The sequence below is a fragment of the Gordonia sp. GONU genome (genome assembly GCF_024733855.1).
Lineage (GTDB): Bacteria > Actinomycetota > Actinomycetes > Mycobacteriales > Mycobacteriaceae > Gordonia > Gordonia amicalis.
Window position 1 is genome coordinate 1 of record NZ_JANRHB010000022.1, and the last position, 25,323, is coordinate 25,323.

Sequence of the window (25,323 nt, forward strand, 5' to 3'; positions counted from 1 at the left end):
ACACCTCGGCGGCGCGACTTCGAGTGATGTCGCGCCGCCGAGTTAATGTCTGCCCGGTGGTGCCTATATGTTGCCGCCGGCGACGGAAGGTGCGGTCGGGTCGTCGGCCGCGGGACCGTTGAACTCCCGCTCGACGAAGTTCTCCAGGTCGAACAGGTTGCCGTTGCAGCGCTCGGCGATGGTCTGCAGGGTCGTCATGATGGCGACCTCCTCGACCTGCTCCTTGATGAACCACTGCACGAACTGCTCGCCGAGGTAGTCCCCGGTGTCCCGTGCGGACTTCGCGAGGTCGACGACCTGCTGGGTGACCGTCTTCTCCTGCTCGAGGGCCAGATTGATCGGGGCCTTGTAATCCTCGAACTTGTTGTTGGGGGCCGGGATACCGGGGATCTCGACGTCCATGTCCCGGTCGAGGAAGTACTGCACGATCATCATCGCGTGGGTGCGTTCCTCGACTGCCTGGCGGTAGAAGAGCTTGGCCAGCTGTGGCATGTCGTGGTTGTCGTAGTACGTGGCGACCGCGATGTACTGCTGCGAGGCGTAGAACTCGTTGCCGATCTGGTCGTGCAGCAGCTGATGGAACTTGGTGAATTCGGTCATGTGCCCATGGTAGGTGCCGAAAAGTGGCTTCTACCAGCAAGTTCAGGCTAACTAAGGCTAGTCTGACCTGTCTTTGGGCAGGCTCGCCACCTCGTCACCCGGCGTCGACGAGCAGCTCGTCGGGGATGGGCTGACCTGCACGCAGACGGCCGAAGAACTCCTCGGTCGTCTCGGTGACCGGCAGTGCCAGACCGTCGTCGGTGTAAACGCTTTCACCCGTGGGTGTTGTGGTCGTCACCGGGTCACGGAGGGCGAACATCAGCGAGGCGAGGTTCCAGATGTGATCGCGCTCGTCGACGGTGAGTGAGTCGATCGCGCCGCCGATGAAGCCGAACAGCCGGAACGGGTTGAACAACACGGCCGGGCTCGTGGCGCGGGAGACCAATGCGGCCAGGAACTTCCGCTGATTGATGACGCGCTCGAGGTCGGCGCGCGGGAAGGCTCGGGTGCGTACGAGGCCGAGCGCCTGGCGACCGTTCAGGTGGTGGCAGCCCTTGGCCAGTTTGAGGCCGGCCTTGGGGTCGTTGAGCGGCTGGTCGATGCACATGTCGACACCGCCGACGGCGTCGACAAGGGTGTCGAAGCCACCGAAGCCGATCTCGGCGTAGTGGTCGATGTGGATGCCGGTCAGGTTCTCGACGGTCTGCACCAGCAGCGCCGGTCCGCCGATGTTGTACGACGCGTTGACTTTCAGGCTTCCGTGGCCGGGGATCTCGACGTAGAGATCGCGCGGAATGCTGACAACCGTCGCCTTCCCGGTTCCGGGTGGATTGTGGACCAGCATGATCGTGTCGGTGCGGGAGCCGTCGGCGTCACCGGTGGACAGATTGGTGCGCTGCGCGTCGGAGAGGTCGGATCGACTGTCGGTGCCGACGATGAGCCAGTTGGTGCCGGGCGTGTCCGACGGCCGGCCGGCGTAGGCGGGCAGCGCGTCGATGCGGTCGAGTCTCGAGTCGTAGTAGAAGAGCAGTCCGATGCTGCCGAGCACGAACACGAGCAGCAGGATCAGCACGATCTTGCCGACCCGCACCGAACGGCGGCGGCGACGGCGTGGCGGTGTGGGCGCGGGCGGGGTGCCCGCCGGCGGAGCGGGCGGTCTCGTCGAGGACCGACCGTGATCGACGCGCCGGTCGTCGCGCGGCGGCCGGTGTTCGCGCGACCGGTCGCCCGCCGGGATCGGTTCGGGTTTCTGGGTGGGCGCGTACTGTCCGGGGCCCGCGCCGGCGGGAACGGCCGACCGCCTCGGTGGAGGACCCTGCGCCGGAATCCGCGGCATCGCCTGGGGATGTGCGGCGGGAGCCGGACCCTGCGGGTGAGGGCGTCCAGGTGCACCGGGCGGTGGTCCCTGACGTGGCGGTGTGCCTCCCGCCGGCCGCCCGGGCGGTACCTGAGGCCCCGGACGACCGCGCCGAATGATCGGCGGGTCCTGCTCGTTCATCCCAACCAATGTACGCATGCACGGCCGGCCGCCACGGATCCGACGCAGATCACAGGACTCGATCGGCACGCGTCGGGGTATCCGGGACGCCATGACCGACGATGTGGCCGCACGGCCCGACACCGAAACGGGTGATGACCAGCGCAGTCCGCTCCGGCGCGCGATCACCGGCAAGTTGCTGTTCCTGTTCATCCTCGGCGACGTGCTCGGCGCCGGGATCTACGCGCTCGTGGGGGAGATCGCCGGCGAGGTGGGCGGTGCGATCTGGGTGCCGCTCGTGGTGGCCCTCGTGATGGCGCTGTTGACGGCGGGGTCATATGCGGAACTCGTCACCAAGTATCCGCACGCCGGCGGCGCCGCGGTCTTCGCGCAGCACGCCTACCGGTCGTCGCTGGTCTCGTTCCTGGTGGGGTTCTGCATGCTGGCCGCCGGGGTCACCAGCGCAGCCGGTCTCGCGCTGGCGTTCGCCGGTGACTACCTCAAGTCCTTCCTGGACGTGCCGACCACCGCCGCCGCACTCGTCTTCCTGTTCGCGATCGCGGCACTCAACGCCCGAGGCATCAGCGAGTCGGTGCGGGCGAACGTCGTGATGACCGTGATCGAGGTGTCGGGTCTGGTGCTCGTCGTCGTCCTGGCCGGGATCGTCCTCGGGCGGGGAGACGGCGAAGCGCATCGCGTGCTCGAGTTCGACAGTTCGTCGACGCCCGCGCTCGCGGTGCTCAGCGCGGCCTTGCTCGCCTACTACTCCTTCGTGGGGTTCGAGACGTCGGCCAACGTCGCCGAGGAGGTTCGCGACGTGCGACGGGTCTACCCGAAGGCACTGTTCGGCGCGCTGATCACCGCGGGCATCGTGTACGTGATGGTTGGCCTCGCGGTCTCGGTGGTCGTGTCGCCGGACCAGCTCGCCGGCTCGTCCGGTCCGCTGCTCGAGGTGGTCTCGATCGCCGATGCCGGCGTACCCGATCGGCTGTTCTCGCTGATCGCTCTGATCGCCGTCGCCAACGGCGCGCTGCTCACGATGATCATGGCGTCCCGTCTGACGTTCGGGATGGCCCGCGACGGACTGCTGCCCGCCACGCTGGCGAAGGTCCTGCCCGGTCGTCGCACCCCGTGGGCATCGATCATCGCCACGACGGCGATCGCGATGGTCCTGTCGGCGACCGGTTCGGTGGCGGCACTCGCCGAGACCGTCGTGCTGCTGTTGCTGTTCGTCTTCCTCAGCACCAACATCGCGGTCCTGGTACTTCGACGTGAGCGCGCCGACACCGATCACTTCCGGACGTGGACGATCGTGCCGGTGCTGGCGATCGGGACGTGCATCGTCCTGCTGACGCAGCAGAGCGCGGAGACCTGGCTGCGCGCCGGCATCCTGATGGTCGTCGGGCTGGCCCTCTTCGGGCTGGCCCGGGCCACCGGATCCGGGGGCAAGCACTCGAAGGCTCGCGGGTGACCTGTCCCGGCGTCAGCCGACCCAGGACAGTTGGTCGCGCAGCAGCGCATAGCCGATGAAGGCGACGACGTCGATGACGCCGTGCGCCACGACAAGCGGCCACGCGCGACCGGTGACCTGGTAGAACCGGCCGTAGACGACGCCCATCACCACGTTCCCGAGGCCGGCGCCGAACCCCTGATAGAGGTGGTAGCCACCGCGCAGGACGGCGCTCGCGGCGAGCGACCTGGTGTCCGAGACGCCGAGCTGCCGGAGCCGGGTGATGAAGTAGGCGACCACCACGATCTCCTCGGCGGCCGCGTTCCCGATCGCGATGAGGATGAGCACCGGCCATTCCCACCAGGTGTCGGCCTGACTGGGGACGAGGCTCGCGTTGAGGCCGAATGCGCGGGCCGCCGCGACCAGCACCAGCCCGGGTATCCCGATGACGGCGGCGAGGACGAGTCCCGCGGGGACGTCGCGTCGGGGCGTGAAGCGTCCGAGGCCGACGCGCGACAGTCCGACCCCGCTCCGCCACAGCAGGTAGACGCCGAGCGCGCCGATGGCGAACAGTCTCAGGACGCTCATCACCTGACGCGCGGCGTCGATGAGGGCGAGGTCGGAGCGGCTCGGGTTGAGGGCGACCGTCGTCTCGCCGATGCCCCCGGCGAGTTGGGCCTCGAGAAGTGCGAGCGCGGCCGACACCGCGGAGAAGGCGAACGTCAGGACGCCGACGATGACGAGTTCGGCGATCAGACCGCGACGCTCGACACGGTCGGTGACGACCGGGATGCCGTGGGGTGACGGCCGCAGGTACTCGCGCAGGGACATGCCGGTCAGCCTAGGACCCCTCGCTCCCCGGGGTACGAGCGAAGTCAGTCGGGCATGGAGTTCATGAACGGGCAGCCCGCGAGGTTGCGCAGCGCTCGGGACAGTTCGAAGACGTCCGACACCGGGCGGGGGAAGGGCACGCGCACGTCGGAGTCGCCGTCGACGCCCTCGATGCGGAAGCGGATGCCGAACCGGTCGAGGCCGAGCGGGCGTACACGGCCCTGGCGCAGGTCGGTGGGCACCTTGCGTGCGAGCTGGCCGACGAGATCGGCATGGTCGAGGTCGAGGTGTTCCAGCCAACCCGCCTCGCACTCCCAGAACGGGTCGGGGTCGGCGTCGGCCAGTTCGACGGCCGAGACCGACGATGCACCGGCGCCGGATGCGATCACCGCGGAATCGACCTGGAGGCGCAGCATCGACGCCCCGTGGCCGATGTCGAGGAGGCCGTCGTCAGGGTGCTCGCCCGCGATCTCGATGGCCAGGTCGCGTTCGAGGTCGCGGGGGACCGCGTGCAGGGTGCCGTTGAGCCAGATGATCGATCGGACCCGTTCACGCAGGTCGACGGGTGCCCAGTCGGTGACCTCGAGCATCGCGGGCGTCCCCTCGGCGGCGTCCACGGCGGCCATCGCCTCACCGTGGGTGGGGACGAGCACGAAGGCCTGGGATTCGAAGAGGTGGACGACGTCGATCGGTGTCGTGTCGGCGCCCTCGATGGCGAGGATGGCCGAGCCCACCCGGCGGCAAGCCGTCTGGATCATCTCGGCATCCGTCGGTCGGTCGGTCGTCGTACGCGTCATGTCTGTCTCTCCGGTCGGCGCGGGCGGCTGCGGTGGAGCCTTGGAAGGTAACCCTAACCTAAATAGATCTGCCCTCTCCGTCAATGGGACCTTGGACTCCTCGTCCCGGGAAGCGCCCGGCCCGGAGTGGTCGCCCGCGTCCACTAGGCTCGTGTGGTGCCTGTGATCGCCTACTTCGGCCCGCCCGGAACCTTCACCGAGATGGCACTCGACGCGGTTCTCGCCGCCCATGACCCCGCCCTCGGGGGTCTCGACCTATCGGGTGACGTCACCAAGGTGGATGCCTCGAGTCCGAGTGCCACCATCGCGATGATCCGTAGTGGCGAGGCCGACTACGGCTGTGTGCCCATCGAGAGCTCGCTCGAGGGATCGGTGCCGGCGACGATGGACGCCCTCGTGCCGCCGGCGAGGTCGGGCGCCGGTGCACGTGTGCAGGCGTTCGCCGAGACCGTGGTCGACATCGCGTTCGCGATCGCCGCGGCCACACCCCTCGCCCCGGAGGACGTCCGAACCATCGCCGCATACCCGGTGGCGGCCGCCCAGGTGCGGCAGTCGGTGGCGAAGCTCTTCCCGAACGCCGAGTTCATCACGGCCGGGTCGAATGCCGCTGCCGCCCTGGACGTCGCGTCCGGCAAGGCCGACGCCGCCGTCACGACCGGTCTCGCGGCGGGCCTGTCGGATCTGACGGTCATCGCCGACGGTGTCTGCGACGCCCGGGAGGCCACCACCCGGTTCCTCGTCCTCGGTCGTCCCGCGGTACCCACGCGGCGTACCGGCACCGACCGCACGTCGGTGATCCTCGACCTGCCCAACGAGCCCGGCAGCCTGATGGCCGCGATGAACGAGTTCGCCTCCCGCGGAATCGATCTCACGCGCATCGAATCCCGGCCGCAGCGCGACGAGGCGGAGGGCCGGGCCATCGCCGGTCGCTACCGGTTCTTCCTCGACGCCGTGGGCCACATCGACGACGCGGCGGTCGCCGAAGCCCTTGCGGCACTCCATCGTCGGTGCGAGCGGGTCGTCTATCTCGGTTCGTGGCCCGCGGTGCGGACCACCGGGACGACGCCGCCCGACCACGCCGAGTCGCTGGCCTGGATCGATGCGATGCGACAGGGAGAGGTGTGATGGCGCGCCTGCATCTGGTCCGTCACGGCGAGACCACCGCGAACGTCATGCGCCGCCTCGACACCGCGCTCCCGGGCGCGGCGCTCACCGATTTCGGTGCGCGACAAGGCGTCCGGTTCGGACTCGAGAACCGTCCGGAGCAGGAGGCCGTGCTGCTCAGCTCGGAGGCCAAGCGTGCCCGGCAGACCGCGGAGTTGATCAGCTCGGTGTGGGAGGTCGCCACCGAGTCCGTCGAGGGCGTGCACGAGGTCCAGGCCGGCGAACTCGAGGACCGCACCGACCGTGAAGCCCACGACGTCTTCCACGACGTCATGGAGAAGTGGCACGCCGGCGACCTCGACGTGCGCATCCCCGGCGGTGAGTCGCTCGCGATGGTCTACGAGCGCTACATCCCGACCGTCGAAGACCTCGCGCGTTCATACCTGACGGGAACCGACCCGCGGGACGTGTTCCTGGTCAGCCACGGGGCGGCGATCCGCCTCATCGCGGCGCGCCTGGCCGGCATCGACTCCCGCTTCGCCGCGGCGACACACCTCGGCAACACCGGCTCCATCGAACTCGAGTACGTCGACGGCATCTGGGTCTGCCATCGCTGGGGCGCGAAGACCGCGCCGTTCGAGCGGGTCGACGAGCCGCTGGTGGACGACCCGATGGGCTAGCCTTGCTCCCTACTTGATGATCGCGTCGACCGTCTTCTTCAGTGCCGACGGCTGCGACGGACGACGCGGAGCCTTCTCCTTGAGACGTAGCATCTCTTCGCCGATCTCCTGAAGGTCCTTGCGTCCGAGCGCCTCCCGCACCTTGGGGAACCACTCGTCCTCTTCCTCTTCGATGTGGTGTTCCACGTTCTCGATGAGCACGGTGGTCTTGGCGTCGAACCGCTCGGAGTCCGGTTTCAACGCGGCCAGCTCGACGACGAGCACGTCGGCGACGTGGTGCTCCTCGTAGGACTCCAGGATGTCGTCCTCGAGATCGGGGACGCGCTTACGGATCTCGGGGTACATGCATTCGTTCTCGATGTAGGTGTGCACGGTCAGGGCCTCGATGATCTGGTCGACGATCTTGCCCTTGGTCTTGGTGGCGTTCGGACCCTGGGACTTGAAGTCGCGGAACAGTTTGCGGATCTCCTTGTGGTCGTCTTTCAAGATGACGATGGCATCAGTGGACATGCGGGACTCCTGGATGTGGGCTGGACATCGGTGCCTCGGTATTCCGCATTCCGCGGGAGATGAAACATGCGGCGTGGGCCGGGATTCGGTGGGTCCCTAGCCCCACCCGTTGGCGTGCAGCCAGGCGTCGTCGATGCCGAAGTGGTGGGCGATCTCGTGCATGACGGTGACCGCGACCTCGCGCACCACCTCGTCGCGGGAACTGCACATCGCCAGGATCGGGTCCCGGTAGATGGTGATCGTGTCCGGCAGGAACCCGCCGTAGTCGTGATCGCGCAGGGTCAGCGCGACGCCCTGGTAGAGCCCGAGGATGCCGGGTTCCTCCGGGTTGTGCGGCTCGACGAGGATCACCACGTTGTTCATCGCGCCGGTGAGCTCCGACGGGATGGTGTCCAGTGCGTCGGAGACCAGCCCGTCGAACTCGTCGTCGGACATCGGAACGGCCATGCGTCAGCCCGCCGGGGCGGGGGCTTCGTCGGGGTTCGGCGCGATGCCCGGGGGAAGCGGCACCGGCGTGGGCAGCGCGCGGCCGGGCGGGGCGGCGGGCGGCGGGACGGGCGCCTTCCCGTTGATCAGCAGCGCGCCGCCCTTGGCGTCGCCGACGAGGGTCGCGAATCCGCCCCGCTTGTCGGGTAGACCGAGGTAGCAGACCACTTTGCGGCTCCCGGCCAGCCAGCTCGGCTCGCTGAGGACCGACCACTGCACGTTCAGCGTGGTCGCGTCGAGGGCGGGCGCGCCGCCGACGAAACGTTCCGCCTGTTTCGGGCAGATCGACGAGAGGTAGCTGTTCTGGGCGCCGGTCGCCGGCCACGGCTTGTTCGACATCCGGTCGCCGAAGCGGACCGCGAGGTCGACGATGCCGGTGGCCTGGAAGGCGTGTGGTTCGGCGCAGTTCACCGGGAAGCCGGTGGGTGTGCGGTTCTCGGGGTCGATGCCGATGCAGGTTCCCTCGGGCCACACGTAGGACTGGTTCTGGTCGGCGACGCGGCCGGAGAACTGCGCGGGCTGACCGTCGGCGCCGTTCTCCTGGATTCCGCATCGCAACTGGCGGGCACCCTTGTCCCACTGGGCCTGCGACGGGTACATCATGCCGACCGAGAAGCGTCCCTGCGGATCCAGTCGACCCTCGAGGTACTGATCGACGGCGACCGGGCACTGTTCGTCGCGGATGGCGGCGAAGCGCTCGGGTCCCGGCCACAGTGCGTCCTCACCGAACTCGACGCCGGGGATGAGGGAGGTGTCGATGCCGCCGGCCACCTCGAAGCGGTGCTTCTGTGCACAGTCGACCGCTGTCGGCTGACCGGGATTCCCCGCCGGCCAATCGAGGCAGTCCCCGGCGACCGACCGGGTGAAAGCGTTCTGGACGAGTCGTTCGCCCTCACCGATGTCGCTGCCGCCGACGCTGCCGGAGTCGTCGAAGACACCCATTGCGAAGGCGATACCGCCCGCGGCGAGTGCGCCTACGACGATCGCGGCGAGAACCACGAAGACGGGGTTGCGCGGGGCGCGTCGGGCGGGTCGTCCGGCGACCGGCTCGTCGTGCCGTTCGACCGGGTCGACGGCGGTGAAGTCGTCGTCGGTGAGGTCGCGGGCGTCGGGGCCGGGCTTGTCGCGGTCAGGGTCGGGCTCGTTCATCGGGATCCATCATGCCCGGTCGATCCGACCTGGCACACCCGCATCAGCCGATGCGGGGACGGGGGTCATGCGAGGGACGCTGCCTACACTCGCGGGAGTGTCCGCCGATTCCCCTCAGTCCGCGCCCGGCCCGGGTCCGTCACCCGACCCGGGGGTCGTCGAACTGGCCACCCGGCTGTTCGACATGGCCCGATCCGGCGACGCCGCCACGCTGGGCGGCTACGTCGACGCCGGCGTACCGGTGAACCTGCGCAATCAGTCCGGCGACTCGCTGCTCATGCTCGCGGCCTATCACGGGCAGGCGTCGGCGGTCTCGGCTCTGCTGTCCCGCGGCGCCGATCCCGACCTCGCCAACGACCGGGGACAGACCCCACTGGCCGGCGCGGTGTTCAAGGGATTCGACGACGTGGTCCGGGTGCTCGTCGATGCCGGGGCCGATCCACACGCCGGCACCCCCTCGGCGGCCGATGCCGCCGCGATGTTCGGCCGGGACGATCTGCGGGCGCTCTGGAGCTGACGGCCCGGCCCCGGCGGGCGTCTCGTCGGTGGCGTGATCGGATTCGCATCGCACGCTCAAGTAGGGTTTGAAGGCGTGATCGACCTGAAGATTGTTCGTGACGACCCGGATCTGGTCCGTACTTCGCAGCGCACGCGCGGCGAGGACCCCGGCCTGGTGGATGCTCTGCTCGATGCCGATGCGGCCCGTCGTGCGGCCATCGTCGACGCCGACACGTTGCGATCCGAGCAGAAGGCTCTCGGCAAACAGGTCGGCAAGGCGCAGGGCGACGAGAAGCAGGCGCTGCTCGCCAAGGGCAAGGAGCTCGCCGAGCAGGTGAAGGCGGCGGTCGCGCGCCAGTCCACCGCCGACGAGGCCGCCGCCACGGCCCATCGTGCGATCTCCAACATCGTCGCTCCGGAGGCACCCGCCGGGGGCGAGGACGATTACGTGGTCCTCGAGCACGTGGGTGAACCCCGCGAGATCGAGAACCCGAAGGATCACCTCGAACTGGGCGAGTCACTCGGCCTGCTCGACATGGAGCGCGGCGCCAAGGTGTCGGGCTCGCGGTTCTACTTCCTCACCGGGCAGGGCGCCTTCCTGCAGCTGGGCCTGCTCAACATGGCCGCGCAGAAGGCGGCGGCCAACGGCTTCACGCTGATGGTCCCGCCCGTGCTGGTGCGTCCCGAGGTCATGGAGGGGACCGGCTTCCTCGGCTCGCACGCCGACGAGGTCTACCACCTCGACAAGGACGACGACCTGTACCTCGTCGGGACCTCGGAGGTGCCGCTCGCCGGCTACCACATGGACGAGATCCTCGACCTGTCCGACGGCCCGAAGCGGTACGCCGGCTGGTCGACGTGCTTCCGCCGTGAGGCCGGCAGCTACGGCAAGGACACCCGCGGAATCATCCGCGTGCACCAGTTCGACAAGGTCGAGGGCTTCATCTACTGCAAGCCCGAGGACGCCGAGGCCGAGCACCGGCGACTGCTGGGCTGGGAGAAGGACATGCTGGCCGCGATCGACGTGCCGTACCGCGTCATCGATGTCGCCGGTGGCGACCTCGGGTCGTCGGCGTCGCGCAAGTTCGACTGTGAGGCATGGGTTCCCACCCAGAACACCTACCGGGAACTCACCTCGACGTCGAACTGCACCACCTTCCAGGCCCGCCGTCTCTCGATTCGCTACCGCGACGAGAACGGGAAGCCGCAGATCGCGGCGACGCTCAACGGCACGCTGGCCACCACGCGCTGGCTGGTGGCCATCCTGGAGAACCACCAGCAGCCCGACGGTTCGGTGAAGCTGCCCGCCGAGCTCGCGAAATTCGTCGGTACCGACGTCCTCACCCCTCGCTGATCTGAGCCTGCGCCGTGACCAGCGGAATCGTCATCGCGGTGATCGGTGCGCTGGCGTTCGCCGCGGCCGCGGTTCTCCAGGCGCTCGGCGCCGAACAGGTCGCGCAGCGCGCTGCCATCCGGGAGGAACGTCGACGGTCCGCGGCGGCGCACCCGTCGTTGAAGTCCACCGCGCTGACGATGCTCACGGTCCCGTTCCTGATCGGATTCGTCTTCGACATCATCGGGTTCATCGCGACGATCGCGTCCGCCCGGCTGATCCCGCTGTTCCTGTCGCAGACGATCATCTCGGCGCGCCTGGTCGCCACTGCGCTCCTCGCCATGGTGGTGCTGAAAGTCGGCCTGACGCTGCGTGACTGGATCGCCGGTGCGGTCGTCGTGGCGTCGCTGATCCTGCTTGCGGCGTCGGCCGGTCGCGAGGGTGTGGAGCACACCGCGTGGATGCACTGGGCGGTCCTCGTCTCCGGTCCGGCGCTCTTCCTGATCGGTCTGATCGTGATGCGGCGCTTGAAGACCCACATCGCGACGGTCACCGGACTCATCGCCGGTGCGGTGTTCGGCGTGATGGCGGTGGCGTCCCGGATCCTCGACGGCCTCGACCCCCTCGACCTCACCGTGCTCTTCACCGACCCCGCCCTGTACGGGTTGCTGCTCAGCGGGATCGGCGGCTTCTACCTGTTCACCGTGGCGCTGCAGACCGGCTCGGTGAACGGCGCCGCCGCGGCGCTCGTCGTCGGCCAGACGGTGCTGCCGGGTGCGGTCGGCATCGCCTTCCTCGGCGACGTCACGCGCGCGGGTTGGGGCCCGGCCGCGATCGTCGCCTTCGTCGCCGCCGTCGGCGGGGGAGTGGTACTCGCATCGTCGGGAGCGGTGACCGCGGTCGAAACGGCCGACGCCACGAACGCGCCGCGGGGATACGGGCATCCGCCGCGGGCGGAGCACCGGGACTGACGGAATCGTGGCAGCGGTGGGCGCGACTCGCCAGGCAGCATTGTTCGGGACGTGAAGTGTTCAGCTGACGTTCGCCCGTCTGCCATTGTCTGTTCGGGCACGGCGCAATTAGCCTGACCTTCATGAGTGAGATCGCTCGGTCGCTCGGACCCGACGCCCTGGTCGCCTCCGGGGTTCGGCTGCTCACCCCGCCTGTTCGCGGGTTCTACGCTTTGCTCTTGCGAGCAGGCGTCCTCGTCATCGACGACTGACGCCGCACGCCCGGTCCGGCCATCAGCCGTTCGACGGCTTCTTCGGTGCAGCCTTCTTGGTCGGCGTCTTCTTGGCGGTTGTCTTTCTGGCAGCCGTTTTCTTCGCGGCCGTCTTCTTCGCCGGTGCCTTGGTGGCCCCCGCCCTGGCGTCGGTCTTGGTGGTCCCTGTCTTCTTGGGGGCGCTCTTCCGCGGGGCCGCTTTCTTGGCCGGCGCTTTCGCGGTGGCAGGCAGCGCATGCTGCTCGGTCGCCTCTTCGAAAGCTTCCTCGACAGCCTCGTCGACGACTTCGCGCACGTGGAGCTCTGCCTTTTCTGCACGATGCTCGAGCTGACCGGTGGTGACCGCGTGGCCGATGCCGAGGGCAACGGCGACCGGCCAGTCGATGATCTCGACGGCGGCGAGCAGGCCGAGTGCGCCATAGAAGGCGAGCTTCTCCGGCGGCGGAACACCCACCCGTCCGACCACCGGAAGCTGAATCGAGAAGCTTTCGGCTTCTTCGACGAGCTTTGACACATCGCGATGGGAATCCACGAAGGACTTCACCGATGTCAACATTTCCGACTCCAATCGGCTGTGCGCCATTGCCTGGCCCAGGGTTATTCGGTTAGGCTTCCCTACATGACTGAGATCGCCCGGTCGTTTGACACCGACAGCCTTGTCTCGGCCGGTGTCCGGGTTCTGGCCCCGCCCATCCGCGGGCTCTATGCCCTGCTGGTGCGTGCCGGTGTCCTCGTCATCGACGACTGAACCCTGTTCATCGACGCCACCTTCGGCGGCCGCTGACGCGAACGTCTCTCGGTACCACTCGCCGAGCCACACGGACACGCTGGGTGCAACCTTGGACACCGCCATCGCGGCGCCGGCGCCCACCGCTGCCTGACCCCATCCGATCGGCCCCAGCGGTGTACATCCGAACAACCGGTTCACACCCGGCGTGCTGATCACTCCGACCAGCACCACGAAGGTTCCGATGCTGGTGGCGACGACCAGTGGCCCGTGCGATTCGGAGACGATCTCGGCGACCTGTGTCAGCACCAGACCGGCCAATCCCACCGTCGCCGCGCGCCGCTGCGTCCCGATCGGGCGAGCCAGAAGCCAGGACAGGGTGGCACCAGTGACCGTCGAAACGCAGTGTGTGTAGGTCGCTCGCCACAGCGCGGCTTCGTCGAAGTCGGCCAGATCGCCGGCCACCTGGGGGCTCACGGCCAGGGCTGCGGCCGGGAAGGCGTCGGTGAGCATGTTGACGAGCAGGATCTGACGCGCGGACATCGCCGGACGTCCGGTCACCGCGCTGGTGATGAGGGAGAAGGTGACCTCGCCGAGATTGTGGCCGACCAGCATCGACACCGCGGCGTGCACGCGACGCCACAGTTGGTGGCCTTCGTCGATCGCAGTGATGAGCGCACCGATCTGGCCGTCGAGCAGCAGCACGTCCGCCGCCGTGCTCGCCGGGTCACTGCCGGTTGCGATCAGGCCGACGCCCACGGTGGCGGCACGGATGGCCGCGGCGTCGTTGGCGCCGTCGCCCACCATCGCACTCACCAGGTCGGCGGCCTCCAGCGCTTCCACCACCTGCACCTTGTGCTCGGGAGCCATGCGCGCGAAGACCTGGAAACGCTGCACGGCGTCGATACGTGCATCTGCGGTGAGCGAGTCCCACACCGGCCCGGTCATCACGTCGTCGAGCGTCACCGGCAGGCCGAGATCTCGCGCAGCCACCGCGGCGGTGAGCGGGTGATCCCCGGTGATCAGCCGGACGCCGATGTCGCGCCGACGGAGCTCTGCGAGCAGTGGGCGTGCGCTGGGGCGCGGCGTGTCGGCGATCCCGATCGCTCCGACCGGGATCAGGTCCCCGTCGCACAACGCCTCCAGCGCCGACTGGTCGTCGCGAGCGGCGGCGGCCTGCTCCGATGTCAGCTCACGCCCGGCCACCGCCAGCACCCGTAGGCCCGATGCGGCCATCTCCTCGATGAGTTCATCGAGTCCGTCGTCCACCACGGTCAGACGAGCACCGAGGATCTCGGGAGCGCCCTTGATGAACAGCGTCGTACCGACCAGAGCGGCCGCGTAGGGGCGATCCGACTGGAACGGCAGGTGCGCGTCGGCGTCGTCCAGTGTCATCCCACGTTCAGAAGCGGCGACGTGTATCGCCTCGTCCGTGGCGTGCTCCACCTTCCCGACGGTGGCCTTGACGGTCCGGGCCGCCGCGGCCAGCACGTCGTCGTCGGCGACACCGCCCACGCCACGGTGCGCGACGACCTTCAGGCGGTTCTCCGAGAGGGTGCCGGTCTTGTCGAAGCAGACGATGTCCAACCGCGCAAAGGCTTCCACGGCGCGGGGATTGCGGACCAGCACGTCGTCGCTGGTCAGCTGTCGCGCAGTGGCGAGCTGGGCGAGCGTCACGACCAGGGGCAGGCCTTCCGGGATCGCGGCCGCCGCGATCGCCACGCCCGTGCCCGCGGACTGGCGCAGCGGGGTTCCCCGCAGCAGGCTCAACACGCCGACGGCGACGCCGCCGGCGATGCTCCACGGCAGTGCCCTCCCGGTGATGTGCACGAGCTGGGCCTGGAGACCGACCTTGCGGGCCTTTCGGGCGGTCATCGCCGACGCCCGGTTCATCTGGGTGCCGGCGCCGACCGTGGTGACCACGGCCACGGCGCGACCGGCGACCATGGTCGTCCCGGCATGCACCATGCCGGTCCGGTCGGCCAGCGGCGCACCCGGCGTCGGATCGGTGGCCTTGCTGACGGGTAGTGATTCGCCGGTGAGCGCCGACTCGTCCACCTCGGCGCCGTCGGCGACGATGATCCGCGCGTCGGCCGGGATGACCTTGCCCGGACCCACCCTGATGAGGTCGCCGGACTGCAGGTCCCCGGCCGGCACCCGCTCGAAGTCGGCGTCGACTGCGGCTCCGGTCACGCGATGGGCCAGCGGTTCCTGAGCGGCCAGCAGACCGCCGAGGACCTTCTCCGCGTGCAGGGATTGTTCGGTGGAGGTCGCCGTGTTCACCAGCAGCACACTCGCGACGAGGACGGCGTCGAACGGGGATCCCAGCAGCGCGGTCGCCAGGGCGCCGGTGGCCAGAATGGGGGTGATCGGTTCGTCGAGACCCTCCCGGAAGGCTTCGAAGTACTCTCCGGCGATGCGCCACGTGGCTGCCAGCGGGCCGGTCACCGGGGACAGGATCCCGGGGAAGCGGCGCTTGTCGGTGCCGGCGGTCTTCGTCGTCCGCGGCTCCGGTCGGGGCAGCAGCGCACGCACTTCCTCGACGGGGAGCGCGTGCCAGTCGTGACCCGGCTCGGGGTGCGGGAGTGGGTCATCGAAGACGCCGTCGGCGAGGCGGTACCCCGACCACAGCGCGGCCACCGCGGTCATGTTCACCGAGGTCGGACCGTTGCCGACGACCTCGGGCAACAGCATGACGGCACCGATCACCGACGCGCTCGCCGACAGTTCGATGCCCTTGGTCGCCGACTTCTTGGCTGCGGGGACGGCGTGCAGGATTCGCCACACGGCGCGCAGGTCCGGCACCAGTAGATCCGCACCCCACGGCGGGATCGAATTGTCCTGCCACACACCGACAACCACCTCCGCAGGCAGCGTTGCCGATACGGTCGAACCGGTGACGAGGAGCACCTGCCGGCCGTCGGCGTGCAATTGTGTGAGCGCCCTCGCCAGCTCCCGGTCGATCCCGCCGTCGGTGGGCAACAGGTCATCGAACCCCTGGCCGAGGGAGCGCAGGCCGTCGTGGTCGAGCGAGATCACGCGTATCCCGACGCGCCGGGACTCGGTGACCACCGCCGACGCGAACGGGTCACGCAGGGCGCTGATGAGGGCCTCGCCGTCGCCACCTGCGCCGGGAATGTCCGACAGCTTGTGCCATCCGGGCGCGAGCAAGCCCTCGTGCAGGGCCTCCCGGGCCGCCGACCATGCCGTGGAGCGCACCTCCGGCGGCACCCCTTCGATACGCGTCACCGTGAGCTCGTCGGTGAACAGCACGCGCGGATCGATGAGGACCGTGGTGACCGCCTCGAGGGAGCGCAGCGCATCCGGGCGCATCACCACGGTGTGGTGGTGGAGCATCAGGCCGCGACCGAGGGCGACGCCGAACGACTCCCGGATGCTGCGGACGGGTTTGGGGACCAGGGCCAGTGCCGCCGAACCAGCGGTCGCGGTCTTCCCGGAGGCGATGCCGGCGATCGCGGCGGCTCCGATCCCCGCGAGGGTCGAGCGGTCGGCGTAGGAATCGGCGGCACCGACCGACGGTCGGGCCGCTCTCGGGCTGACACCCACGAGCCCCGCGGACTTGAACGCCTGCCGGGTCAACTCGGGCTCGAAACGCTCCCAGTTGCGTCGGGCGTTGATCGTCTCGGCCACGAGCAACGCCTGCACGGCACTGTCGGCAAGCAGCGCGCCGGGCGACACGGTCAGCACACTCATGCCGGCGCCGAGAGCGGAGAAGAACACCTGCGCTGCGTCGGGTCCGAGGCGCGCTTCGACGCGGCGTCGGATCGAGGGGGAGTTCTGCGCCATCGACACCGGTGCGGCCAGCGCAGACGTGACCCCGGTGACCCGCAAGGCGGCCGCCCCGGTTCCGAGGATCAGCCCCACCCCGGCCGCGGATGCGCTCAGCAGTCGCGCAGCAAGGGCAGCGTCGTCGCCGGGTAGGCTCGCCGACGGTCGCCGGGGGGCGTCCGGGGATGCGGCGACCCGACTCTCGGCCTGTTCGACGACCTCGACGAGTTCCTCGACGGTCGGTCCGTTCGACTCGACCGTCACCACGACCCGGGACAGGGCTTCGTTCAGGACCGCGTCCCGGACGCCGGGCGTGTTCAGCAGATCGGCCACGATGGTGGTGCCGATCGTGTGGGCTGCCGAGCCATCGAGACCCCGCACCTCGATCCATCGGTTGGCACCGTGCGAACTGCTTCGACGCACCGGGGGACCAGCGAAGGATTCGGCGACCATACCTGCGGCCGTGCGCGTGAGGCCCGCGACGCTGCGCGTGGTCCCGACCGCGGCCTCACCGCTGATCAGTGCGGCGCCGACCGCGAAGTGGGTTACTCGCAACGGGATGTGGAACAGACCCATCTATCGTGTCCCCGTCTTTCGCCGGTCGTGCCGCGGCGACCTCGCCCGCACCTCGCGGATCTGCGGGAAATGGCCGGCCACAGCGTCCGGGGGCTGGACATCGGCACCGGTCGACGATGGCAGAGTCGCCCTCACCGGAGTTCTCCGAAACCGCTTGTCCACGTCTTCCTCTCGACAGCCGAAGTGGCACAGGCTGGTGACCACCCCGACTCCGACAGCGAGGCCGCGCGGTCGGTGTCTATTCCGAACACTGCGTCCGCCCCGGGAAAGTCCTGGTCAAAGTTTACGTCTGGTCGCGCGACGCCGCGGTGACTACTGTTCGATCATGCTGATCGGTATTCTCGCCGCGGTGTTCGCCGCGCTGGCCTACGGCACGGCGTCGGTGCTGCAGGCGCGAGGCGCGCAGAGCGTCGACGACACCGGTGCCGGGCCGGGCGAGGCGCCGTCCCTGCGGTCGACCATCGCCGCCATGCTGACCGTGGCGTTCATCGCGGGAATGGCGTTGGACGGCATCGGTTTCCTCGGCAACCTCGTGGCCGCGCGGATGATCCCGCTGTTCCTCGCGCAACCGATCGTCAGTGCCAACCTTGTCGTGACGGTGGTGCTGGCCACCGTCGTGTTGAAAGCGCGACTGTCCCAGCGTGATTGGACCGCGATCGGTGTCGTCGTGGTGGCGCTCGTCCTGCTCGGGTTCGCTGCCGGTGACGAGGGACGCAAACACGAATGGTGGCTGCACTGGGCGGTTCTCGTCGCGGCCGTCGTCATCCTCGGGCTCGGCGCGGCGATCCTGCCGCGAATGCAGAGTCGGGTCGCGGTGCTGGCGGGTCTCTCCGGCGGCGTCCTGTTCGGCGTGCTCGCAGTCGCGGTCCGAGTGCTCGACGGTCTCGACCCCTTCGACCTCGGCGAACTCCTCACCGACCCGGCACTGTACGCGATCATCCTCAGCGGTCCGGGTGGTTTCTACATGTTCACCGTGGCCCTGCAGAAGGGTGCGGTGAGCGCGGCGTCGGCCTCCCTGGTGGTCGGCGAGACGGTGGTGCCGGGTGTGGTCGGCATCGTGGTCCTCGGCGACACCGTCCGTGCCGGCTGGGGACCGGTCGCGGTGATCGCCTTCGTCGCGGCAGTCGTCGGCGCGGTCGTGGTGGCGATGTCGCCGGTGGTGGAACAGGTGGAGCGGGCAGGGGAGAACGCCCCCGTCGCTTGAATGCCTTCTCGCGAGCAATCCGTGCCCACCTTGCTCGGATCTCACCGCGAACAAGGCAAACCGGGCATGATCACTGCTCATGCGCCAGATCTCGCGACCCCTCACCACGCTGATCGCCGTAATCGGGGCCGCGGCCTCCCTGTGTGTTCTCACGCCTACGGCGTCGTCGGCCCCGCTCCCGGCACCCGTCGCGGCACCGGCGCTGCTGCCGACACAAGACCCGTTCTACGAGCCTCCGCGTGGCTACGAGAAGCGTGCCCCGGGCGCCATCCTGCGCACGCGTCAGGTCGGATTGGGCTGGCGCGGAACCGATGTGCCGATCACCGCGACGCAGATCCTGTACCGGAGTACCAACAACTCCGGTCATCCGACTTCGACGGTGACCACGGTGATCTCACCGCCCGGCGTAGGCCCGGGCGCGCCGCGTCGGATGGTGTCGTACCACTCCTTCTACGACGCGTTGGGCGCGCAGTGCGATCCGTCGTACACGCTGCGGGGCGGCAACATGTCCGAGCGGCCCATCGATCTGGCCCTGATCACCGGACTGATGGCGGCCGGCTACACGGTCGCGGTCCCCGACTATGAGGGTCGCGGGTTGCGATGGACGATCGCGAGGGAATCCGGCTATGCCGCCCTGGACGGGATCCGTGCCGCGCTCAGGCAGCTCCATGCACCAGCCAGCACCCCGATCGCCTTGTACGGATACTCGGGCGGGTCGGTACCCACCGGCTTCGGCGCCGAACTGGCGCCCACCTATTCACCGGAACTCAACATCATCGGCGCGGCGGCGGGCGGGATTCCCGTGGATCCCGCACACAACCTCGGCTACATCAACGGCAAACCCGAATGGACGGGACTCATCCCCGCTTTGATGGCGGTCTATGCCGAGACCTACGACATCGACCTCGCGAGCTATCTGTCCCCGAAGGGTGAGCGAATCCTGCGCCGGGTCGCGGGGGAGTGCATCGAACAGTTCGCCGACGAGTACCCGGGACTCACCGACCACCAACTCCTCAAACCATTGGTGGGTGGCGTTCTCGACGTACCCGGTGTGCGGCAGGCGATCTCGGAGAACGTGATGGGAACACTCGGCACCCCGCGGGTTCCGATGATGCTCGGCGTCGGCAATTCCGACGGCATCGGCGACGGTGTGATGATCGCCGCCGACGTCGCCGGTCTCGCCGAGAGTTACCGCAGTCGAGGTGTGCCGACGACCTTCACCGAATACCGCGGGCAGACGCACACGGCGGCATACATCCCGTGGAGTGTCGAGGCCCTGACCTTCTTGAACGGCCGTTTCGCCGGACGTTAGGCGTCCGCGGACGGATGCTTGTTGGTGCCGCCGTCGGACACCTCGAAGTTCTTCCACTCGCCGTTGTCGTGGACCTGCATGACGGTGCCGAGGCTGTCATCGGGCGCGGCGACGGTCTTGAACCAGTCGTAGGCACTGGTTGCGTCATCGAAACCCTTCTCCTCGATGACTGTTTCGTCGGAATCCACGACGCGGTACTGAGCCATGATCTTCTCTCCTCATTGTCGGGTTCGACTTCGGCGGTTGTGCCGAAGCATCCTGGGCCGAGCGCAGGGTCGTGCTAGCCGAGCACCTCGAGCAGCGTGCGGCAGGCCTCCTCGCAGCGCCGGCACGCGTCCGCGCAGATCCTGCAGTGCTGGTGCATGTCCGCGTGCCGGTCACATTCCTCGGCACAGACACGGCATGCGGTTGCGCACGCTTCCAACGTCTCCCGCACCACCGTGACGTTGGCTTCGGTGCGTCGGAGGAGCACTCGCTCGGTGACCGAGCACAGGTCGGCGCAGTCCAGATCGGCGCGGATGCACTCGACGAGCTGGTCGACGCCGCTCTCTCCGAGACATGCGTCCGCACATGAGGTGCAGGCCTGAGTGCACTCCGCACACGCTTCGATGCAGGCCGCGAGCGCGGCGTTGTCGATGTCGTCGTGTACAGGATGGGACTCGAGTATCTCGGTCACGATGGTCACTGGACTTCCTCCTGTCGATTGCACATGGAAATCGCGTACCCGGCGTCCATCGGAATGAAACCGCCGCCGTTGGGTACCCGTTGGGACGTGGCCGGCGACGAGGTAACCAGCAGAATCAGTGATCCCTGGGGGCCGCGGACCCCCTACGGTCCTGGCGAGGACTGGCCCACCCGCGTCGACGAGCACCTTGCCGACGGGGTCTCCGCGGAGACCGTCGACCGGTGGGTTCGAACGGCGTCGGTGCTGCACTCCAATGGTGACGGTCTCGACATCGCGGTGGCCGACGACCGCATCGTCGGTGTTCGCGGCCGGGCCGACGACCGCGTGAACCACGGACGCGTCGACATCAAGGACCTGTACGGGTGGCAGGCGAATTCGTCCCGCGACCGGTTGACCCGACCGCGCATCCGGGAGAACGGCGTCCTGGTCGAATGTTCCTGGGACGCGGCGATGGAACGGATCGTGAGCCGTTCCCGTGAATTGCTGGCGGAGCGGGGGCCGTCGTCCATCGGCTTCTACACCTCCGGACAGCTCTTCCTCGAGGAGTACTACACGCTCGGTGTGATCGCCCACGGCGCTATCGGGACCAACCACCTCGACGGCAACACCCGGTTGTGCACGGCGACCGCGGCGGAAGCCCTGAAGGAATCCTTCGCCAGCGACGGCCAGCCGGGCAGCTACGCCGACATCGATCACGCCGACGTCATCGCCCTGTTCGGACACAACATCGCGGAGACCCAGACGGTCACCTGGATGCGCATCCTCGACCGCCTTGCCGGCCCGAACCCGCCTCGAATCGTCTGTGTGGACCCTCGTCCGACACCGGTCGCGCGGCACGCCACCGTCCACCTGGCGCCGCTGTCCGGCACCAATGTCGCGCTGATGAACGGGCTGCTCCGCGAGATCATCACCAACGGGTGGATCGATGAGGACTACATCGATTCGCACACAGTGGGTTTCGACGAACTCCGGCAGCGGGTCGAGCAGTACACGCCGGAGGTCGTCGCCGACATCTGTGGGATCCCGGCCGACGACCTTCGGCACGCGGCTCGCGTTCTCGGGACCGCCGAGAGGCTCATGTCGACGGTGCTGCAAGGCTTCTACCAGTCACATCAGGCAACCGCGGCCTCGGTCCAGGTCAACAACCTGCACCTCATCCGCGGGATGCTCGGACGCCCGGGGTGTGGTCTGCTGGAGATGAACGGGCAACCGACAGCGGAGAACACGCGCGAATGCGGGGCCGACGGAGATCTCGCAGGCTTTCGCAACTGGTCGAACGACGATCACATCGCCGAGCTGGCGGAGCTGTGGAACATCGACAAGAACCAGATCCCGCACTACGGCCCGCCCACTCACGCGATGCAGATCTTCCGTTACGCCGAACAGGGAACCGTCCGCATGCTGTGGATATCGGCGACGAATCCGGCTGTCTCCCTGCCGGAACTGCCGCGTGTGCGATCAATCCTGGCACAGGAGCGTCTGTTCGTCGTGGCGCAGGACATGTTCGCCAACGAGACCACCGAACTCGCCGACGTCGTGTTGCCCGCCGCGGGCTGGGGCGAGAAGACGGGTACGTTCACCAATGCCGATCGCACGGTGCACCTGTCGGAGAAGGCGATCGACCCGCCCGGCGAGGCCCGGGCCGATCTCGACATCTTTCTCGACTATGCCCGGCGGATGGACTTCCGCGACCGCGACGGGAACCCGTTGCCCCAGTGGGGAGATGCCGAAAGCGCCTTCGACGCGTGGCGCCGGTGCAGTGCGGGGCGGCCGTGTGACTACAGTGGCTTGTCGTATGAGATGCTCCGTGAGCGCAGCGGAGTCCAGTGGCCCTGCAACGAAGACGCCCCCGAGGGGACAGAGCGGCTCTACGCGAACGGAAAGTTCTGGAGTGCACCAGATTACTGCGAGGCCTACGGCAAGGACCTGGTGACCGGCACGCCACTCGAACCCACCGAGTATCGTGCGCTCAATCCGGATGCGCGCGCGATCATCAAAGCCGCACAGTACATTCCACCGCATGAACAACCCAGCGAGGACTATCCGTTCGCACTGATCACCGGGCGGACCGTTTTCCACTTCCACACCCGCACCAAGACCGGACGTGCGAGCGAACTCAACGACGCCGCGCCGGACGTGTGGGTGGAACTCTCGGTACACGATGCCGCCGAGCGCGAGATCGGCGACGGAGATCTCGTCGAGATCTCGAGCCCCCGAAGCGCGATCACCGCAACGGCGCGTATCACCGACATCCGTCCGGGCGTTCTGTTCGTGCCGTTCCATTACGGCTACTGGGACATCGATGGCCATGCCGGCACCGATGCGGACACCGCGCACGAACGTGCCGCCAATGAACTGACCCCGACCGACTGGGACCCGGCATCCAAACAGCCCATCTTCAAGACCGGCGCGGCGAAGCTGACGCGGGTATCGCGTGACCAGGAGAATGGCCGATGACGAAACTCGGACTCGTACTCCGCGAACTGCACCGTGCCGAACGAGCATTGGCCGTCGACCTCGACACACTCGCGCACCGCCACGCCGCCGATCACGAGGTCCGTCACGTCGCCCAGGACCTCGCGCGCTGGTCGCGCGAACACCTCGTGCGGATCTCCGACGCGGCATCCGCGCTGGGTGTCGACCTGGACCCGGAGCCGCGGACCACCGCGCGGACGGGCTCCGCGCAGGAGAAGATCAGCGACCTGCTCGGCAGGCGACCGGAGCCCGGAATGCTCCTCCTGGTCGACCTACGCCGACTCCATCAGACGACGGCCGGCGTGTCGATCGACTGGGTCGTGCTCGGACAGAGTGCGCAGGCGCTGAAAAACCACGATCTGCTGGCGATGGTGTCCGACTGTCACCCGGACACCCTGCGTCAGCTCCGGTGGAGCAACCACATGATCAAGATCCTCGCGCCACAGATCGTGGCCGGCTGATCGAGCCGAACCAGCGGCGACCGTCAATAGTCCTCGGCGTCGTCGGTGTAGCGGTCTCCCCGCAACCGACGCAGATGAATGCGCCTGCGTAGACGAATAACCGGGCGCGCCAGGAACTGGATGCTTCCGACGAGGAAGAACCAGGTGGCCGCGAGTGTCGTGTCCTCCCAGAAGAAGAGGATGCTGCCGATGACGAACCAGATCGCGATGAGCGCGTCGTTGGCGATGCTCGCCGTTTCCCAGCGTTGTCGTACGACCAATTCCTCGCGGCCGATGGTGACCGTCAGATCGTTGTGGGTCATGGAACTCCCGCCTGTACGTCGGTGCGACCGCAGTGCAGCGTTGCCTCGACGTCCGATCGGTAAACATGTCCCGCGGTCCCGTCCGGGACGGTTCAGTTCCCCAGACGCTCCGCGCGCAGTTCGTGACCCTTCGAGGTCAGGCAGCGCCCCGACGTGAGGTCCCACTGCCAGCCGTGGAGGTTGCAGGTGAGCTTCTCGCCCTCGATCACTCCGAATTTGCCGAGATCGGCCTTCAGGTGTGGGCAGCGGCGCTGGATCTCCCAGCCGTCCTTGGTGATCGACGCCGAGTCGTCGTGGGCCTCGGCGAACCAGCCGTCGGCGTAGGCGACCCGCTCGTCGGTCAGGCATTTGAAGAAGGTGTAGAGGAACTCGTTGTAGCCGCCGATGCGCCACGTGGTGAAGCGCGTGGACAGGAAGATGGTGTTCACCCAGTCCGGCTCGTTGTCGCGGAGGACGGTGCGCACGAGTTCGGTGGCGATGCGGAAGCCGTAGCGGTACTTGCCTTCTCCCTCTTTCGGCTCCCGCACGATGCGGTTGGGGAAGTCGAGCACGACGGTCTCGGTGGCGTCGTTCGCGGGACCGCCGCCCGGGGTCATCACCAGCCCGACGGGATAGCCGATGCCATCGCAGATGAGATCCGACTGGGCCATGATCGGCTCGAAGAGCTCGCGCAGTGCGCCGATCAGCGGCTCGCCCTCGGCCGGCGCCCAGGTGGCCTTGTCCGCGGCGATGACCGGCGCGAACTTCTCCTTCATCCGCTCGAGGTAGGCCCTCTTGTTCTCACCGAAGACGTCGGCGGGTGCATAGGGGTGGGTGACCTCGTTCAGCGTCGAACCGCTGAAGTCGGCAACCGAACCCGACACCATCATCAGGCCGCGATGCTTCTCGCCGTCGTCAGTGCCGTGGATGCGCATCTGCTCCAGGAAGGTCTCCTGGTCCGGGAAGATCGAGGTGTCGTCGGCGGTGTCGGCGGAGCCGAAGTCGTTGAGGTAGAACAAGTCCTCGTCGAGGAACATCGGCGGGCCGGCCGACGGCACGACCCAGGTCGCACCGACCTGCTCGATGTAGGAACGTGCACGGTCCATGCCGCGCTGACGCTTCTGAGATGCGAAGTTGGCCTTGGACTTCCGTGGGATGTCGTAGACCATCGGGTACCAGATGGCGCCCGAGTACTGCAGCAGGTGGACATCGACGTGACCGAAGGCCTCGTCGATGACGTCGAGGTCGATCGGGCGGGCGTCGTTCATGTTGAAGCAGACCGTCTCGCCGTCGGAGACGACCAGCCCGCTGTCACCGATCGGCCCGTCGGCCGGGGCGCGCAGCGCGATGATCATGACGTCGAGCGAGCCCTTCTCGTTGGTCACGGTGGTCTTCACCGAGTCGGTGGTCTCGACGAACTTCGTGAAGCCGAGCTTCTCGAGTTCACGACGCAGGTCCGGCACCGGGTAGTCGGGGAGCAGGACGGTCGCGTCCTTGTTGACGTTCTCGCGTAGGTTGCGCTCGTCGAAATGGTCGCGGTGCAGATGCGAGACGTAGAGGTAGTCGCAGTCGCCGAGCGTCTTCCAGTCCAGCTCCGAGTTGTCCGGGAACGGCACCCACGAGGCGAAGTAGGTCGGGTTGACCCACGGGTCGCAGAGGATCGATCCGGCGGTGGTCTGGATGTGGAAACCGGCATGACCGATGCTGGTGATCTGCACGTAGGGGCCTCTCCTGGT

At 68.1% G+C, this 25,323-nt stretch carries 23 protein-coding genes; 11 read left to right on the top strand and 12 right to left on the bottom strand.

The window, feature by feature from the left end; genetic code table 11:
* Window positions 1–63: 63 nt before the first annotated feature.
* Both NWF34_RS17595 and NWF34_RS17600 read right to left on the bottom strand, forming a co-directional pair.
* Window positions 64–600, bottom strand: coding sequence for a ferritin (locus tag NWF34_RS17595; protein WP_024498830.1), 537 nt, complete (start codon window positions 598–600; stop codon window positions 64–66).
* Between the two features lie 94 nt (window positions 601–694).
* Window positions 695–1,594, bottom strand: coding sequence for an LCP family protein (locus NWF34_RS17600; protein WP_309148647.1), 900 nt, complete (start codon window positions 1,592–1,594; stop codon window positions 695–697).
* 535 nt (window positions 1,595–2,129) lie between these two features.
* On the opposite strand from NWF34_RS17600, the gene NWF34_RS17605 reads away from it, so the two are divergent.
* Window positions 2,130–3,488: an APC family permease gene (locus NWF34_RS17605; protein WP_258325643.1), complete on the top strand. Its 1,359-nt coding sequence runs from the start codon at window positions 2,130–2,132 to the stop codon at window positions 3,486–3,488.
* Between the two features lie 12 nt (window positions 3,489–3,500).
* Here NWF34_RS17605 and NWF34_RS17610 read toward each other — a convergent pair whose 3' ends face one another.
* Window positions 3,501–4,298 carry a CPBP family intramembrane glutamic endopeptidase gene (locus NWF34_RS17610; RefSeq protein WP_258325644.1) on the bottom strand — a complete coding sequence of 266 codons (798 nt, stop codon included), beginning with the start codon at window positions 4,296–4,298 and terminating at the stop codon, window positions 3,501–3,503.
* A gap of 44 nt (window positions 4,299–4,342) precedes the next feature.
* Complete coding sequence (locus NWF34_RS17615) at window positions 4,343–5,095, bottom strand: DUF2470 domain-containing protein (RefSeq protein ID WP_258325645.1); 753 nt, start codon at window positions 5,093–5,095, stop codon at window positions 4,343–4,345.
* A gap of 153 nt (window positions 5,096–5,248) precedes the next feature.
* Between NWF34_RS17615 and pheA the strand changes: the two genes are divergently transcribed.
* Both pheA and NWF34_RS17625 read left to right on the top strand, forming a co-directional pair.
* Window positions 5,249–6,220 carry a prephenate dehydratase gene (pheA, locus tag NWF34_RS17620; RefSeq protein WP_258325646.1) on the top strand — a complete coding sequence of 324 codons (972 nt, stop codon included), beginning with the start codon at window positions 5,249–5,251 and terminating at the stop codon, window positions 6,218–6,220.
* Complete coding sequence (locus tag NWF34_RS17625) at window positions 6,220–6,879, top strand: histidine phosphatase family protein (RefSeq protein WP_258325647.1); 660 nt, start codon at window positions 6,220–6,222, stop codon at window positions 6,877–6,879. The genes pheA and NWF34_RS17625 overlap by 1 nt, the downstream gene beginning before the upstream one ends.
* A 9-nt stretch (window positions 6,880–6,888) precedes the next feature.
* Here NWF34_RS17625 and NWF34_RS17630 read toward each other — a convergent pair whose 3' ends face one another.
* The 3 genes from NWF34_RS17630 to NWF34_RS17640 form a co-directional block, all read right to left on the bottom strand.
* Complete coding sequence (locus NWF34_RS17630) at window positions 6,889–7,389, bottom strand: hemerythrin domain-containing protein (protein ID WP_024498824.1); 501 nt, start codon at window positions 7,387–7,389, stop codon at window positions 6,889–6,891.
* A gap of 96 nt (window positions 7,390–7,485) precedes the next feature.
* On the bottom strand, window positions 7,486–7,836 hold the full coding sequence (locus tag NWF34_RS17635) for a metallopeptidase family protein (protein ID WP_024498823.1): 351 nt from the start codon (window positions 7,834–7,836) through the stop codon (window positions 7,486–7,488).
* 3 nt (window positions 7,837–7,839) lie between these two features.
* The gene (locus NWF34_RS17640) at window positions 7,840–9,024 is read right to left on the bottom strand and encodes a septum formation family protein (protein WP_258325648.1); all 1,185 of its coding nucleotides are present in this window, start codon (window positions 9,022–9,024) and stop codon (window positions 7,840–7,842) included.
* Between the two features lie 97 nt (window positions 9,025–9,121).
* Here NWF34_RS17640 and NWF34_RS17645 point away from each other — a divergent pair, with 97 nt between their 5' ends.
* From NWF34_RS17645 to NWF34_RS17660, 4 genes are all read left to right on the top strand, one after another.
* The gene (locus NWF34_RS17645; RefSeq protein WP_258325649.1) at window positions 9,122–9,541 is read left to right on the top strand and encodes an ankyrin repeat domain-containing protein; all 420 of its coding nucleotides are present in this window, start codon (window positions 9,122–9,124) and stop codon (window positions 9,539–9,541) included.
* A gap of 75 nt (window positions 9,542–9,616) precedes the next feature.
* Window positions 9,617–10,876, top strand: a complete 1,260-nt coding sequence (serS, locus tag NWF34_RS17650) for a serine--tRNA ligase (RefSeq protein ID WP_258325650.1) — start codon at window positions 9,617–9,619, stop codon at window positions 10,874–10,876.
* A 14-nt stretch (window positions 10,877–10,890) separates the two neighbouring features.
* Complete coding sequence (locus NWF34_RS17655; RefSeq protein ID WP_258325651.1) at window positions 10,891–11,826, top strand: EamA/RhaT family transporter; 936 nt, start codon at window positions 10,891–10,893, stop codon at window positions 11,824–11,826.
* 122 nt (window positions 11,827–11,948) lie between these two features.
* Complete coding sequence (locus tag NWF34_RS17660; RefSeq protein WP_243828617.1) at window positions 11,949–12,077, top strand: Rv1535 domain-containing protein; 129 nt, start codon at window positions 11,949–11,951, stop codon at window positions 12,075–12,077.
* A gap of 22 nt (window positions 12,078–12,099) precedes the next feature.
* Here the strand turns inward: NWF34_RS17660 and NWF34_RS17665 are convergent, their stop codons facing one another.
* Window positions 12,100–17,169, bottom strand: a complete 5,070-nt coding sequence (locus tag NWF34_RS17665; protein WP_258325652.1) for a cation-translocating P-type ATPase — start codon at window positions 17,167–17,169, stop codon at window positions 12,100–12,102.
* 325 nt (window positions 17,170–17,494) lie between these two features.
* On the opposite strand from NWF34_RS17665, the gene NWF34_RS17670 reads away from it, so the two are divergent.
* Both NWF34_RS17670 and NWF34_RS17675 read left to right on the top strand, forming a co-directional pair.
* Window positions 17,495–18,373 (top strand): DMT family transporter, encoded by an 879-nt coding sequence (locus NWF34_RS17670; RefSeq protein ID WP_258325653.1) that lies wholly within the window; start codon window positions 17,495–17,497, stop codon window positions 18,371–18,373.
* A gap of 79 nt (window positions 18,374–18,452) precedes the next feature.
* The gene (locus NWF34_RS17675; protein WP_258325654.1) at window positions 18,453–19,685 is read left to right on the top strand and encodes a lipase family protein; all 1,233 of its coding nucleotides are present in this window, start codon (window positions 18,453–18,455) and stop codon (window positions 19,683–19,685) included.
* On the opposite strand, the gene NWF34_RS17680 is transcribed toward NWF34_RS17675, so the two are convergent.
* Together NWF34_RS17680 and NWF34_RS17685 are read right to left on the bottom strand one after the other, a co-directional pair.
* On the bottom strand, window positions 19,682–19,891 hold the full coding sequence (locus NWF34_RS17680; protein WP_258325655.1) for a hypothetical protein: 210 nt from the start codon (window positions 19,889–19,891) through the stop codon (window positions 19,682–19,684). The genes NWF34_RS17675 and NWF34_RS17680 overlap by 4 nt on opposite strands.
* Window positions 19,892–19,965: 74 nt before the next feature.
* Window positions 19,966–20,370 carry a four-helix bundle copper-binding protein gene (locus NWF34_RS17685; RefSeq protein WP_006437686.1) on the bottom strand — a complete coding sequence of 135 codons (405 nt, stop codon included), beginning with the start codon at window positions 20,368–20,370 and terminating at the stop codon, window positions 19,966–19,968.
* 54 nt (window positions 20,371–20,424) lie between these two features.
* Here NWF34_RS17685 and NWF34_RS17690 point away from each other — a divergent pair, with 54 nt between their 5' ends.
* The gene (locus NWF34_RS17690; RefSeq protein ID WP_258325676.1) at window positions 20,425–22,827 is read left to right on the top strand and encodes a molybdopterin oxidoreductase family protein; all 2,403 of its coding nucleotides are present in this window, start codon (window positions 20,425–20,427) and stop codon (window positions 22,825–22,827) included.
* The gene (locus NWF34_RS17695; protein WP_258325656.1) at window positions 22,824–23,306 is read left to right on the top strand and encodes a hypothetical protein; all 483 of its coding nucleotides are present in this window, start codon (window positions 22,824–22,826) and stop codon (window positions 23,304–23,306) included. Before NWF34_RS17690 ends, NWF34_RS17695 begins: the two co-directional genes overlap by 4 nt.
* A gap of 23 nt (window positions 23,307–23,329) precedes the next feature.
* On the opposite strand, the gene NWF34_RS17700 is transcribed toward NWF34_RS17695, so the two are convergent.
* Both NWF34_RS17700 and NWF34_RS17705 read right to left on the bottom strand, forming a co-directional pair.
* Window positions 23,330–23,608 carry a YrhK family protein gene (locus tag NWF34_RS17700; protein ID WP_258325657.1) on the bottom strand — a complete coding sequence of 93 codons (279 nt, stop codon included), beginning with the start codon at window positions 23,606–23,608 and terminating at the stop codon, window positions 23,330–23,332.
* Between the two features lie 92 nt (window positions 23,609–23,700).
* Window positions 23,701–25,305, bottom strand: coding sequence for a Rieske 2Fe-2S domain-containing protein (locus NWF34_RS17705; protein ID WP_258325658.1), 1,605 nt, complete (start codon window positions 25,303–25,305; stop codon window positions 23,701–23,703).
* Window positions 25,306–25,323: the final 18 nt, after the last annotated feature.